Below are 13,778 nucleotides of genomic sequence, written 5' to 3'. Positions count from 1 at the left end.
GGATGCCGCGGGGCCGCCCGGATCGCCGCGCCCGAATTGTTGCGGTGGGATGAAATCCGTATCGCCTCGCGTTGGCCCTTCGGCAGGTCAGGACGAGTGGTGCGGCGAGAGGCAGTGGCGTGGCGGAGAAACGGGGCTGGGCGCGGAGGCTCGCGGGATACGCCTGGCGGCATCCCAAGAACGTCCTGCTCGCGCTGGGTGCCTCGCTCGGCGGCATGGCCGTCATGGCGCTCGTACCGCTGATCACCAAGGTGATCATCGACGACGTCATCGGGGACCACTCCCGGTCCATGGGGACGTGGGCGGGCGTCCTCGTCGGCGCCGCCGTCGTCGTGTACGTGCTCACCTACATCCGCCGCTACTACGGCGGGCGGCTCGCCCTCGACGTCCAGCACGACCTGCGCACCGAGATGTACGGGACGATCACCCGGCTCGACGGCCGGCGCCAGGACGAGCTGTCCACCGGGCAGGTCGTCGGCCGCGCCACCAGCGACCTGCAGCTCATCCAGAGCCTGCTCTTCATGCTTCCGATGACCATCGGGAACGTGCTGCTGTTCGTCATCTCCCTGGTGATCATGGCGTGGCTTTCGCTGCCGCTGACCCTCGTCGCGCTCGCCGTCGCCCCCGCCCTCTGGTTCATCGCCCGGCGCAGCCGCTCCAAGCTGCACCCGGCCACCTGGTACGCGCAGGCGCAGGCCGCCGCCGTCGCCGGGGTCGTCGACGGGGCCGTCAGCGGCGTCCGCGTGGTGAAGGGCTTCGGGCAGGAGGAGCAGGAGACCGGGAAGCTGCGGGAGGTCGGGCGGCGCCTCTTCGCCGGACGCCTGCGGACCATCCGGCTCAATTCCAAGTTCACGCCCGCGCTGCAGGCCGTGCCCGCGCTCGGGCAGGTCGCCATGCTCGCCCTCGGCGGCTGGCTGGCCGTGCGCGGGCAGATCACGCTCGGCACGTTCGTCGCGTTCTCCTCCTACCTCGCCCAGCTCGTCGGGCCGGTCCGGATGCTCGCCATGGTGCTCACCGTCGGGCAGCAGGCCCGCGCCGGCGTCGAGCGCGTCCTCGAACTCATCGACACCGAGCCGTCCATCGAGGACGGCAAGAAGGAACTGCCCGCCGACGCTCCCGCGACCGTCGAGTTCGACGACGTCGCCTTCGAGTACGCGGGCGCCGACCGGGCCGTCCTCGACGGTCTCTCCTTCGAGATCCGGGCGGGCGAGACCCTCGCCGTCGTCGGCTCCTCCGGCTCCGGCAAGTCCACCGTCTCGCTGCTGCTGCCCCGCTTCTACGACGTCTCGCGCGGCGCCGTCCTCATCGGCGGCCACGATGTGCGCGAGCTGACCCTGGACTCGCTGCGCGCCGCGATCGGGCTCGTGCCCGAGGACTCGTTCCTGTTCTCCGACACCGTGCGCGCCAACCTCGCGTACGGCGCCCCGGACGCCACCGACGAGCAGATCGAGGCCGCCGTGCGCGCGGCGCAGGCCGACCGGTTCATCGCCGAGCTGCCCGACGGGTACGACACCAAGGTCGGCGAGCACGGGCTCACGCTGTCCGGCGGGCAGCGGCAGCGCCTCGCCCTTGCCCGCGCCATCCTCACCGACCCGCGCCTGCTCGTCCTCGACGACGCCACGTCCGCCGTCGACGCGCGCGTCGAGCACGAGATCCACGAGGCACTGCGCGGCGTCATGGCAGGCCGCACCACCCTCCTCATCGCCCACCGCCGCTCCACCCTGAACCTCGCGGACCGCATCGCCGTCCTCGACGGCGGCCGTCTCGCCGCCGTCGGTACGCACGAGGAGCTGGAGGCGGACTCGCCGCTCTACCGGCGGCTGCTGACCGACCCGGACGAGCTGGGCGGCGTCTCACCCGGACATGCCGCGCCCGCCGCGGAGCAGCCTGAGGACACGTCCGTCCGGGACGAGCTGGACGCCGAGTTCGACGCCGAGCGGGGCGTCACCCCCAGGCTGTGGACGGGCGACCGCGAGCCCAAGGACACCGCGCTGTCCGGGATGCCCGCGACGCCCGAACTGCTCGCGCAGGTCGACGCGTTGCCGCCCGCCACCGACACTCCGCGGATCGACGAGGGGCGGGCCGTCGCCGCCGAGGAGTCGTACGGGCTGCGCAGGCTGCTGCGCGGGTTCGGGGCGGTGCTCCTGGTCAGCCTCGCGCTCGTCGCCGTCGACGCGGGCGTCGGCCTGCTGCTGCCGGTCCTGATCCGGCACGGCATCGACGAGGGCGTCTCGCAGCTCGCGCTCGGCGCCGTGTGGACGGCCTCGGCGCTCGCGCTGGCCGCCGTGCTCGTGCAGTGGATCGCGCAGGTCGGTGAGACCCGGATGACGGGACGCACCGGCGAGCGGGTCCTCTACTCGCTGCGCCTGAAGATCTTCTCCCAGCTTCAGCGGCTCGGACTCGACTACTACGAGAGGGAGTTGACCGGGCGGATCATGACCCGGATGACGACGGACGTGGACGCGCTGTCGACGTTCCTGCAGACGGGGCTCGTCACCGCGTTCGTCTCCGTCGTCACGTTCTTCGGCATCATGGTCGCCCTGCTCGTCATCGACGTACAGCTCGCGCTCGTCGTGTTCGCGACGCTGCCGCCGCTGATCGTCGGCACGTTCTTCTTCCGCCGCTCCAGCGTGAAGGCGTACGAGCTGGCGCGCGAGCGGGTCTCCGTCGTCAACGCCGATCTGCAGGAGTCGGTCGCCGGACTGCGCATCGTGCAGGCGTTCCGGCGCGAGGGGGACGGCGCGGCACGGTTCGCGGCAGGCAGCGACAGCTACCGGTCGGCCCGCACCCGCGGCCAGTGGCTGATCTCGGTCTACTTCCCGTTCGTGCAGCTCCTGTCGTCGGTGGCGGCCGCGGCCGTCCTGATGGTGGGCGCGCACCGGGTCGACGCGGGCACGCTGACGACCGGCGCGCTCGTCGCCTACCTCCTCTACATCGACCTGTTCTTCGCCCCCGTGCAGCAGCTCTCGCAGGTCTTCGACGGCTACCAGCAGGCCACCGTCTCGCTGGGCCGCATCCAGGAACTGCTGCGCGAACCGACGTCGACGAAGTCCGCCCGTGAGCCCCTCGACGTGCTCTCCCTGAGCGGCGAGATCGCCTTCGAGGACGTCGACTTCGCGTACGGCGCCACCGACGAGCCGGAGGCGGCGCTGAGCGGCGTGGCCCTGCGCATCCCGGCCGGGCAGACCGTCGCGTTCGTCGGCGAGACCGGCGCCGGCAAGTCGACGCTGGTCAAGCTGGTCGCCCGGTTCTACGACCCGACCGGCGGCCGGGTCACCGTCGACGGCACCGACCTGCGCGACCTGGACCTGACGAGCTACCGGCACCGGCTCGGCGTCGTCCCGCAGGAGGCCTACCTCTTCCAGGGCACGATCCGTGACGCCATCGCCTACGGCCGGTCCGACGCGAGCGACGCACAGGTCGAGGCGGCGGCGCGGGCGGTCGGCGCGCACGAGATGATCGCCACGCTGGAGGGCGGGTACCTGCACGAGGTCGCCGAGCGCGGCCGCAACCTCTCGGCCGGCCAGCGGCAGCTGATCGCGCTCGCCCGTGCCGAACTCGTCGACCCGGACATCCTGCTGCTCGACGAGGCCACGGCCGCCCTCGACCTCGCCACGGAGGCCCAGGTCAACCAGGCCACGGACCGTATCGCCGGCAAGCGCACGACGCTGGTCGTCGCCCACCGCCTGACGACGGCGGCCCGCGCCGACCGGGTCGTGGTGATGGACCACGGCCGGGTCGCCGAGGACGGCACGCACGACGAGCTGGTCCGGCGGGGCGGCAAGTACGCCGCGCTGTGGAGCGCCTTCGTGGGGGAGGCCGTCGGTACGGCGCCGTGATTCGGACGATCCGTACAGGGAGCCGGTCGTCGTGCAACCGTGCGGCCCGTGTGTCGCGTCCGTTCATCAGTACTCTGGTGCCGATGTGACGGGAGGGACTGCGGTGCAAAGAGGTGAGGAAGGCGATATAGGGGGAGAGCGGGTCGGGCAGGGCCGCGCCCATGGTGTCCGAGGGGCGCGCCGGGTGCTCACGCTCGTGCTGACCGCGCTGGTCTCGGCCACGCTGCTGGTGGTGGCGGGACCGGGGACGGGCGAGGCGCGGGCCGCCGCGCTCTGCGCCGGGCACAAGGTCCGCACCCTGTCCTTCTCCACGGGCCGGACCGTCGTCTACAAGAGCGGTGGCTACGTCTGCGCCGTCACGCTCGCCAAGCGCACCGGCGTCCGCCAGACCATGTCGGTCAGCGTCCAGGCCCGGGGGAACCGGGCCGTCGTCGACTCCGGCCGCTTCACCCACCACGCGGGTCCGGTCACCGTGCACGCCGGCCACCGCTGCGTCCGCGTGAAGGGCCGAGTCGGGTCGAAATCGGTCGCTTCGGGATGGATTCTGTGCTGAAACGGTACTGAAGCGGTGCCGAATGTCGTGCTGAGCGGACACCAAGTACCCCTGGTGGTGCGCGTGTCGCTCCGATAGTTTCCGGAGCGACTGTGTAACTCCAGGGGAGGGTGTATGCGCAAAGCGCTCAGATGGCTGCTGTCGCTCGTCGTGCTCATAGGCACGGTGAGCGCCGCCGGGATATCGACGGCGGCAGCCGCGCGGCCGGCCGACGCCGCGGCCACCGCCGACATCAAGGACCGGCTCCTCGCCATACCCGGCATGAGCCTCATCGAGGAGAAGCCGTACACTGGCTACCGCTACTTCGTCCTCAACTACACCCAGCCGGTCGACCACCGGCACCCGTCCAAGGGCACCTTCCAGCAGCGCATCACCGTGCTGCACAAGGACGTCAGCCGCCCGACGGTCATGTTCACCAGCGGCTACAACGTCTCGACGAACCCGTCGCGCAGCGAGCCGACCCGCATCGTCGACGGCAACCAGGTCTCCGTGGAGTACCGCTTCTTCACGCCGTCCAGGCCCCAGCCCGCCGACTGGTCGAAGCTCGACATCTGGCAGGCCGCCAGTGACCAGCACCGCATCTACCAGGCCCTCAAGCCGGTCTACGGCCAGAACTGGCTGACCACCGGCGGCTCGAAGGGCGGCATGACCGCCACGTACTTCGAGCGCTACTACCCGCGCGACATGGACGGCGTCGTCGCCTACGTCGCCCCGAACGACGTCGTGAACGACGAGGACTCCGCGTACGACAGGTTCCTCGCCGACGTCGGCCCGCAGGACTGCCGCGTCGCCCTGCAGAAGGTGCAGCGCGAGACGCTGGTGCGCCGCACCGCGCTGGAGAAGAAGTACAAGGAGTACCTCGCCGCCAACAACTACACCGTGAACACGGTCGGTTCGCTGGACAAGGCGTACGAGGCGACCGTCCTCGACCTCGTGTGGGGCTTCTGGCAGTACCAGCCCGAGTCGGCCTGCGCGGACGTGCCGGACGCCAAGACCGTCACCGACCAGGCGCTCTTCGACTACGTCGACGCCGTGGGCGGCTGGTCGTCCTACGCCGACCAGGGCCTGGAGCAGTACACGCCGTACTACTACCAGGCGGGCACCCAGCTCGGCTCGCCCGACATCAAGCAGCCGTGGCTCGGCAAGCTCTCCCGCTACGGCTACCAGCCGCCGCGCAACTTCGTCCCGAGCTCCATCCCCATGAAGTTCCAGCGGGGCGTGATGCGGGACGTCGACACGTGGGTACGCCACCACGCGACGCGGATGCTGTACGTCTACGGCGACAACGACCCGTGGGGCGCGGAGCGCTTCCGCCTCGGCTCCGGAGCCCGCGACAGCTACGTCCTGACGGCGCCGCACGCCAACCACGGCGCGAACGTCGCGGGCCTCACCGCCGACGACAACGCCCTCGCCACGTCGCGGATCCTCGCGTGGGCCGGCCTGTCCGGCACGACGGCCAAGGCGCCGCACGACGCGAAGCTCGACCGCCCGGACGCCGTCCGGCAGTTCACGCTCCGCCCGTGACCGCACACGCGTGACGGAGGGGGCCGCACCCGCGGCCCCCTCTTTCACACCCGCGCGGCGCACCCCACCGGCTCGGCCCCGCCGAGCGACACGTACAGGTCCGTGGCCGAGGGGCACTCGGAGCGGTCCTCCACCGCGGAGCGCACGCGGTACTGCGGCACGCGCTCGCCCGAACCGTCGCACGCGGTCTCCCGGACCCGGCCCTCGCCCGCCGAGTACACGCAGTCGCCGACGATCGTGCGCGGGCCGCCCCCGCCGCCCGGGTCGCCGGGATGCGGCTCCTCCAGGTTGCGCATACAGGCGTAGCCGCGGGCGATGTGCCCGTCACCGTTCTCGTCCGACGCCGGGCGGTGCTCGCTCATATGCAGGACGAAGTCGGTGCGCGCCGGGCAGTCCGGGCCCTGCGCCGTCCCGCCCTCGTACCGCGCGACGACCCGCGCCACCGCGCTCTCACTGCGGCACGCCACCTCGTTGAACGACGTACGCCCCCGTGAACTGCACTCGCCCACCGCGAGGAACACCGCCCCGTAGCCGGACGGTGAGCGCAGCGGGTCCGCCGACGAAGGGTCCGACCGTCCGCCCCCCGGCCCGGACAGCGCCTGACAACCGACCAGTGCGAGCGCCAGCAACGGCGCCGCGCACACCACACCAACCGCCCGCGCGAACATGGCATTCCCCCCGATATCCCCACCCAGCGTGGCCCGGGGATGCGGGCACACGCCAGATGGGCAAGGGGCTTTGCGTCAGTTGGGGGTGGTACGCCGGTGCTGCGGCGTACCACCCGTACGTCCGGATCAGTACCGCAGGCCGTACCCGATCGGGTAGAGGACCTGGGCCGGGTCGTCGGCCCTCTGCACCGGCACCGGCAGCCTGCCGCGCGGCCCGGCCCGGCCCGCGAGCACCCGCACCGCCGCCCGGAGTTCGACGTCGATCCAGGAGTACGCGGCCAAGTGGGCCTGGGCCGCGCCCAGTTGGGCCACGTCGTAGGGGTTGCGCAGGGACAGGGTGACGACCGGGACGCCCGTCGCGGCGACGGCGTTCACCAGGGCCTGCTGGGCGCTGCCCGCGGTGACGTTGTACGTGCCGATGAGCACCGCGTCCTTGCCCCGGGCGGCCGCCACCGCCTGGTCGACGACCGCCTTGCCCGGGGCGGTGCCGGTCGCCAGGACCGTTGCGGAGAAGCCGAGTTCGGTCAGGGCCGCGCCGAGCACGGTGGTCGGCGGGCCGTCGCTGAGCGAGGGCGAGGCCGGGTTCGCGCCGAGCACGAGGATGTTCTTGTGGGAGCGCCGGGACAGCGGCAGCAGCCGGCCCTTGTTGACCAGGAGTGTCGTCGTGCGCTCGGCGATCCGGTCGGCCGCCGCCAGATGCGCGCGGGTCCCCACCGTGCGGTCGACGCCGCGGTGAGTGACGTACGCGTCCTTGAACAGCCCCAGTTTCGCCTTCAGGCGCAGGACGCGCAGGATCGAGACGTCCAGCCGCTCCTCGGTCAGCTCGCCGCTGTGCACGGCGTCGAGGACCGCGTTCCAGGAGATGTCCAGGGACGGCGGGTTGAGCAGCTGGTCGACGCCGGCCTTCAGGGCGAGCACCGGGACGCGGTCGTCGCCGTACTTGGTGCGGACGCCCTCCATGCCGAGCGAGTCGGTGATCACGACGCCGTCGTAACCGAGCTGCTCGCGCAGGATGCCGGTGAGGATCGGGCGCGAGAGGGTGGCCGGGTCCTCCGCCGGGTCCAGGGCCGGTACGACGAGGTGGGCCGTCATGATCGAGTCGATACCGGCGGCGATCACGGCCTTGAACGACGGGGCGTCGAGCCGCTCCCACTGCTCGCGGGTGTGCGTGATCACCGGGAGGCCGGTGTGGCTGTCGGTCGCCGTGTCGCCGTGGCCCGGGAAGTGCTTGGCCGTCGAGGCGATGCCGGCCGACTGGTACCCCTCGACCTGCGCGGCGGCGAGCCGGGCCACCGCCGCCGGGTCCGCGCCGAAGGAACGGACGCCGATGACGGGGTTGGCCGGGTTGATGTTCACGTCGGCGTCGGGGGCGTAGTCCTGGTTGATGCCGAGCACGCGGAGTTCGGCGCCGGCGACCGCACCGGCCCGGCGGGCGTCGGAGCGCGAGCCGCCCGCGCCGAGGGCCATCGCGCCGGGGAGCAGAGTGGCGGGCTTTCCGACCCGGGTGACGATCCCGTGCTCCTGGTCCGTCGAGACCAGCAGGGGGATACGGGAGGGCTGTTGGCGGCCGGCTTCCTGGATGCCGTTGCTGAGATCGGCGATCTGGTGCGGGTCGCGGACGTTGTGCGCCCAGGCGAAGTAGATGATGCCGCCGAGCTTGTACTTGGAGATCATCTCGGCCGCGGTGCGGACGCCGATCTCCTTGAGGTTGGCGTCGATGTCGGTCTGGTCCGGGTCGGTCGCCGAGTGGCCGTACACCCGCATCACGAAGAGCTGGCCGACCTTCTCCTCCAGGGTCATCCCGGAGATGATCTTCTTCAGTGCCTGGTCGGACGGGGGCCGGCCCGCGGCCTGGGCGGGTGCGGCGCCCAGGCCCGCCGCGGCGGCGCCGGCCGTGGCGGCGGCGAGCAGCGTACGTCTGGAGAAACCCTTGCTGGACTGGCTGCGCTGGCTGGACTGGCGGTGGTGCACTTGCGCTCCTTCCGGAGGGAGGGGAGGGCACGAGCCGTGTGGAAGGTGGTGTGCGGGATGGTGCTGAAAATTACTTCCACGCGACACGGATATCGGGAAAGTTTCTGCCAGTCAAGGGGGCTGGCATGGCAAGGGGCCGTCACCGGCACTGTTGGAGGGGGGCGTGCCGGTGACGGCGTGCTGCCGGCCGCAGGCGGCGGAGAGGGTGGTCAGCGTTCGCAGCCAGCAGCGAGGCCGACACCGCACTGCGGAGACTCACCGGCAGCGTGTCCTTTTGACGGGCGGGCCCGCGCCTGGGTTCCCGTCTTTCCGGAGGTTCCGGGAAGTTGGTGCGCGGGTGGCGGAGAAGGGGTGGGGTGGCGGGTGGGGTGTGGCCGGGCGCACCTTTCGTCGTGGCCGGCCGCGCAGTTCCCCGCGCCCCTGGAGCACGGCCTCGCCGCGGCTCCATGAGAGGCGCACGAAGTGCGCGACCGGCCCCCACCGGGCCGCGGCCTGGGCTACTCCGCAACCAGGCAGACGCGCCCCTGGGCGCGCAACGCACGGACCGTTTCCGCGATCGCCGGACGCCGCGCGGCCCCGGCCCGCCACAACGCGTAGACCCGCCGCCGCGGCATCGGATCCAGCCCCACCGCGACGACCCCCTCCGGCAAGGCCCCCGGCCGAGCCGCGGAATGACCGCGACCCCCAGCCCGGCGGCGACGAGCGCGACCAACGTCGGGTTCTCGTCGGCCTGATGGACGATGAACGGCTCGAACCCGGCGGAGCGCACCGTGCGGACGAGCCAGTCGTGGCGCACCCGCCCCGCCGGCTGCGACACCCACCGCTCCCCGCCGAGCTCCTCCCGCCGCACCCCCGTCCGTCCGGCCAGCGGATGCACGGCCGGCACGAGCAGATCGCACAGGTCCTCGCCGAGCACGGCCTGCTCCACCCCGGCGGGGGCGGGCAGCGGCGCGATGTCCCAGTCGTGTGCGACGGCCAGGTCGACGGCGCCCTTGGCGACGAGGTCGACCGACAGGTGCGGGTCGACCTCGTTGAGGCGGGTGTCGAGCGCGGGGTGCCGGGCGGCGAGGTCGGCGAGGGCCGCGGGCAGCAGACCGCGCGCCGCCGAGGCGAACGCGGCGATCGTCAGCTGCCCGGAGGGCACTGTGCGCCGCTCCTCCAGGCCGGTCTCCGCGCGCTCCATGATGGCCATCAACTCACTTGCAGTTACGGCGAGTTGACGCGCCTCATCGGTGAGCTTGATGCCGCGCCCCTCGCGTTCCAGGAGTACGGTCCTGGTCTCCCGCTCCAGCTTCGCGATCTGCTGCGAGACGGCGGAGGGGGTGCTGGTGCGCGGCCGCGCTCCTGGTGGGCGGGGTGGGGCTGGCGTCCGCGGCCGGGGTGCGCGGGAGCGGTACCGCATCCGGCCCGAAGCCGGAACCCGAGCCGGACCCCGTACCCGTACGCGCCTGAACTCCCCGCCTAGGCCCAATGCCGTTGCGTTACGGGCGATCTTGCCCTTCGTCGCCCCGGGCTCATGAACCGCCGTGACACGGTGGACTCCTGCGGTTCTTGAGAATGTCACCAGGATGCGCGCCGCGCCTGCGCTCGGGGGTGCACGCACCAAGATCGCGGCTAAGGCAACGGCATTGCGCCTACGCCGACTCGTTGAGCAGCCGGGCCAGATGCTCCCGCCCGTCGTGGAGCAGGGCGGGCAGCGGGGCCGCGGCCTCGTACCAGCGGGCCTCGTACTCCCAGCACAACCAGCCGTCCCAGCCCTCGCGGCTGAGCACCTCCACGCACTCGGCCAGCGGCAGCGCCCCCGCGCCGAGCGCCAGCGGCGTCTTGTCGTCCGGTCCGGCGATGTCCTTGACCTGCACATAGCCGAGGTAGGGGGAGAGCGCCGCGTAGGAGACCGCGGGCTGCTCACCGCCCAGCCAGGTGTGCATGATGTCCCACAGCACGCCTACGTTGCGGTGGCCGACCGGGCCGACGACGCGGGACGCGGCGGCCCCGGTGCGGTGCGAGTCGTGGGTCTCCAGCAGGACGCGGACGTCGCGGTCGGCCGCGTATTCGGCGGCCACCCCGAGCCTGCGGGCCGCGGTGGCGTCGGCCTCCTCCGCGCTCTGTCCGTCCCCGCCTCCCGGGAAGACCCGGACGAACGGAGCGCCCAGATCGTGGGCGAGGTCCACCAGGGCGCGGACCTCGGCGAGCACGGCGTCGTCGTCGCCGGGCGCCGCCACGCGCGCGTACCCGGCGACGCCCAGGATCTCGACGCCCGCGGCCCTGAACCCGGCCGCGACGTCCGCCCGGGCGGCGTCGTCGAGGCCCGGGTGGACCGGCTCCTCGGGGTGGGCGCGCAGCTCCACCCCGTGGTAGCCGTTCGCGGTCGCGAGGCGGAGGACGTCGGCCAGCGGGAGGCCGGGGACACCGAGAGTGGAGAACGCCAGTTTCATGGGGGCGAACTTACCCGCGCTCGCGTCCCTCACTCAGGCGCCCGGTGCAGTGCGAGCCGCCAGTCCTGCCCGGTCAGGTCCGCGCCGAACGAGCGGTGCGGTGTCTCTCCCACGAGGACGAAACCGTGGCGCAGATAGAGGGCGCGGGCCGACTTCAGTATGTCGTTCGTCCACAGCACCAGCTCGCGGTAGCCGACGCCCCGCGCGAAGTCGACGACGGCCCGCACCAGCCGGTCGCCGACGCCGAGCCCGCGCGCCCCGGGCTCCACCAGCAGCAGCCGCAGCCGTGCCGTGCCGGGCGCCTCGTCCCGTACGCACATCACGCATCCCACCGGGCGGCCGTCCAGTTCGGCGATCCACACCCGCTCCAGATGCGGGTCGTGGTCCTGCGCGAAGTCGGCGACGATCCGGGCCACCAGTCCCTCGTACTCCGCGTTGAAGCCGAACTCCCCGGCGTACACCGCGCCGTTGCGCGCCACGATCCAGCCCAGGTCGCCGGGGCCCGGATCGCGCAGCAGCACGTCGTCGGCGCGCGGCGCGGCCCGGCCGTCGCCGAGCAGTGAGCGCACGGTGCGCAGCGCCTCCGCCAGGCGGGCGCGTTCGGCTTCGGGGACGGTGGCGAGGAGGGTGCCGACCGCTTCCCGGGAGCGCTCGTCGAGCAGCTCCGCCGTGCCGCGGCCGCGCGCGGTGAGGGTGATGCTGCGGCGCCGCGAGTCCCGCTCGGACGTGCCGCGTTCGACGAGCCCGTCCCGCTCGAACTTGCCGAGGATGCGGCTCAGGTACCCGGCGTCCAGATTGAGCCGCGTCCGCAGGTCGGCCGCGTCGAGCCGGTGGCCCTGCTCCGGGTGGGCCAGCTCGTACAGCACACGGGACTCGGTGAGGGTGTACGGGGCGTACAGGTGGCGGCTGTAGTCCAGCGCGCCGACGACGTGCGTGTAGAAGCGGTTGAAGGACCGGATGTCCTGCACGGTCATGGCTCACCTCTGGTCTCGGCCGCACCGGCCGGCGCTTGCGGACACGGACAGTTGACTCAGTCAGAGATCTGGGGGAGGGCGCCAGAGTACGCCCGGCGGGTGGCCGCGTCCACGGATCGGCCGTCCGGGCTCCACCGCGCGCGCCCTCCGAAAGTCAAGTCCGTGTCTATGGCAGGTATAGCGGTTCAAGGGCAGCCCATGGGTTGGCCAACCCCTTCCCGCACGTTGGCCGCGAGTTCACCGTTCGCACCCTCCGCCCCACATCGACTGAGCCGCACGCTGGGACAACGGCCCGTCGCACGCGGGCCGTTCGCATGCCCGAACCGCCTGTCCAGCCACTCATGCCACGCCACTCACAAGGGGCTTCCATGGCCGAACTGACCCGACGCAGACTCCTCGGTTCCGCGGCAGGTGCCGTCGGCGGCGCCGCCGCACTCTCGCTCCTGCCGCCCAGCGTGCAGAAGGCCGTCGCCGCGGGCCCGCCCCGCAAGGGCTCGCTGCGCGACATCGAGCACGTCGTGATGCTCATGCAGGAGAACCGCTCCTTCGACCACTACTTCGGCACGCTCAAGGGCGTCCGCGGCTTCAACGACCCCGACGCGCTGAAGCTGAGCACCGGCCGCTCGGTCTTCTACCAGCCCGACGCCGAGAACCCGAAGGGGTACCTCCTCCCCTTCCACCTGGACACGCACTCCACCAGCGCCCAGGCCATCCCCTCCACCAGCCACGCCTGGGCGGTCCAGCACGAGGCCTGGAACAACGGTGCGATGGACCAGTGGCTCCCGGCCCACCGCAAGGCCGACGGCGTCAACGGCCCCTACGTGATGGGCTATTACACCCGCAAGGACATCCCGTTCCAGTTCGCGCTGGCCGAGACCTTCACCATCTGCGACAACTACTTCTGTTCGGTCTTCGGCCCGACCTGGCCCAACCGCCTCTACTGGATGACGGGCAGCATCGACCCCGGCGGCACCCAGGGCGGCCCCATCCTCAACAACACGGCGCCCGCCCCGTACCGCTGGACGACGTACGCCGAGCGCCTCCAGGCCGCGGGCGTCAGCTGGAAGGTCTACCAGCAGGACGACGACTACGGCTGCAACCTGCTGGAGCAGTTCGCGTCGTTCAAGAACGCGCAGCCCGGCTCGGACCTCTACGAGCGCGGTGTGCGCCCGCAGCCCGAGGGCACCTTCGAGGACGACGCCCGCAACGACCGCCTGCCGGCCGTCAGCTGGATCATGCCGACGAGCTACCAGTCGGAGCACCCCGACTACCTGCCGGCGGCGGGCGCCGACTTCGTGGCCCAGAAGATCGAGGCGATAGCCTCCAACCCCAAGGTCTGGGCGAAGACCGCCTTCATCCTCAACTACGACGAGAACGACGGCCTGTTCGACCACGTGGCCCCGCCCACGCCCCCGGCGGGCACGCCCGGCGAGTTCGTCAAGGGCCTGCCCATCGGCGGCGGCTTCCGCGTCCCGGCGATCATCGTCTCGCCGTGGACGGTCGGCGGCTGGGTGGCCACCGAGTCCTTCGACCACACCTCGGCGCTGCAGTTCCTGGAGCGGTTCACGGGCGTCGAGGAACCGAACATCACCGACTGGCGCCGGGACACCTTCGGCGACCTCACCTCGGCGTTCCGCTTCTCCCACGCCACGCGCCGGCCGCCGCGCCTGCCGCACAACACGGCCGCGCAGCTGGAACAGGCCAAGGACGAGGTGGCGACCCTCCCCAAGCCGACGCTGCCGGGCGCGGACCAGCACTTCCCGCACCAGGAGCGGGGGCGCCGGCCGCACGTGTAAGGACTGGGCGAACCCGGC

At 72.1% G+C, this 13,778-nt stretch carries 8 protein-coding genes and 1 pseudogene; 4 read left to right on the top strand and 5 right to left on the bottom strand.

The window, feature by feature from the left end; translation table 11 throughout:
- Positions 1-119: 119 nt before the first annotated feature.
- From AB0J02_RS09970 to AB0J02_RS09960, 3 genes are all read left to right on the top strand, one after another.
- Positions 120-3,839 (top strand): ABC transporter ATP-binding protein, encoded by a 3,720-nt coding sequence (locus AB0J02_RS09970; protein WP_363193103.1) that lies wholly within the window; start codon positions 120-122, stop codon positions 3,837-3,839.
- 184 nt (positions 3,840-4,023) lie between these two features.
- Positions 4,024-4,392 carry a hypothetical protein gene (locus AB0J02_RS09965; protein ID WP_363193102.1) on the top strand — a complete coding sequence of 123 codons (369 nt, stop codon included), beginning with the start codon at positions 4,024-4,026 and terminating at the stop codon, positions 4,390-4,392.
- Positions 4,393-4,506: 114 nt separating this feature from the next.
- Positions 4,507-5,916 carry a S28 family serine protease gene (locus AB0J02_RS09960; protein WP_363193101.1) on the top strand — a complete coding sequence of 470 codons (1,410 nt, stop codon included), beginning with the start codon at positions 4,507-4,509 and terminating at the stop codon, positions 5,914-5,916.
- A gap of 44 nt (positions 5,917-5,960) precedes the next feature.
- Here AB0J02_RS09960 and AB0J02_RS09955 read toward each other — a convergent pair whose 3' ends face one another.
- From AB0J02_RS09955 to AB0J02_RS09935, 5 genes and pseudogenes are all read right to left on the bottom strand, one after another.
- Positions 5,961-6,584 (bottom strand): hypothetical protein, encoded by a 624-nt coding sequence (locus tag AB0J02_RS09955; RefSeq protein WP_363193100.1) that lies wholly within the window; start codon positions 6,582-6,584, stop codon positions 5,961-5,963.
- Between the two features lie 126 nt (positions 6,585-6,710).
- The gene (locus tag AB0J02_RS09950; protein WP_363193099.1) at positions 6,711-8,555 is read right to left on the bottom strand and encodes a glycoside hydrolase family 3 protein; all 1,845 of its coding nucleotides are present in this window, start codon (positions 8,553-8,555) and stop codon (positions 6,711-6,713) included.
- Between the two features lie 497 nt (positions 8,556-9,052).
- A pseudogene (locus AB0J02_RS09945) lies at positions 9,053-9,879 on the bottom strand (LysR family transcriptional regulator); the annotation flags it as partial.
- Between the two features lie 310 nt (positions 9,880-10,189).
- The gene (locus AB0J02_RS09940) at positions 10,190-10,990 is read right to left on the bottom strand and encodes a sugar phosphate isomerase/epimerase family protein (protein ID WP_363193098.1); all 801 of its coding nucleotides are present in this window, start codon (positions 10,988-10,990) and stop codon (positions 10,190-10,192) included.
- A 29-nt stretch (positions 10,991-11,019) separates the two neighbouring features.
- Positions 11,020-11,964 (bottom strand): helix-turn-helix domain-containing GNAT family N-acetyltransferase, encoded by a 945-nt coding sequence (locus AB0J02_RS09935; RefSeq protein ID WP_363193097.1) that lies wholly within the window; start codon positions 11,962-11,964, stop codon positions 11,020-11,022.
- 368 nt (positions 11,965-12,332) lie between these two features.
- Here AB0J02_RS09935 and AB0J02_RS09930 point away from each other — a divergent pair, with 368 nt between their 5' ends.
- Positions 12,333-13,760, top strand: coding sequence for an alkaline phosphatase family protein (locus AB0J02_RS09930; RefSeq protein ID WP_363193096.1), 1,428 nt, complete (start codon positions 12,333-12,335; stop codon positions 13,758-13,760).
- Positions 13,761-13,778 lie beyond the last annotated feature (18 nt).

It is taken from the genome of Streptomyces sp. NPDC050264 (genome assembly GCF_040655895.1).
GTDB lineage: Bacteria > Actinomycetota > Actinomycetes > Streptomycetales > Streptomycetaceae > Streptomyces.
Note: the sequence above shows the minus strand (reverse complement) of the source record. Positions and strands in the feature narration are given on the sequence as shown.

Coding starts and splice junctions, on each gene's coding strand:
- AB0J02_RS09960 (WP_363193101.1), top strand. CDS start 4,507: ATGCGCAAAGCGCTCAGATGGCTGCTGTCGCTCGTCGTGCTCATAGGC.
- AB0J02_RS09955 (WP_363193100.1), bottom strand. CDS start 6,584: ATGTTCGCGCGGGCGGTTGGTGTGGTGTGCGCGGCGCCGTTGCTGGCG.
- AB0J02_RS09940 (WP_363193098.1), bottom strand. CDS start 10,990: ATGAAACTGGCGTTCTCCACTCTCGGTGTCCCCGGCCTCCCGCTGGCC.
- AB0J02_RS09935 (WP_363193097.1), bottom strand. CDS start 11,964: ATGACCGTGCAGGACATCCGGTCCTTCAACCGCTTCTACACGCACGTC.
- AB0J02_RS09930 (WP_363193096.1), top strand. CDS start 12,333: ATGGCCGAACTGACCCGACGCAGACTCCTCGGTTCCGCGGCAGGTGCC.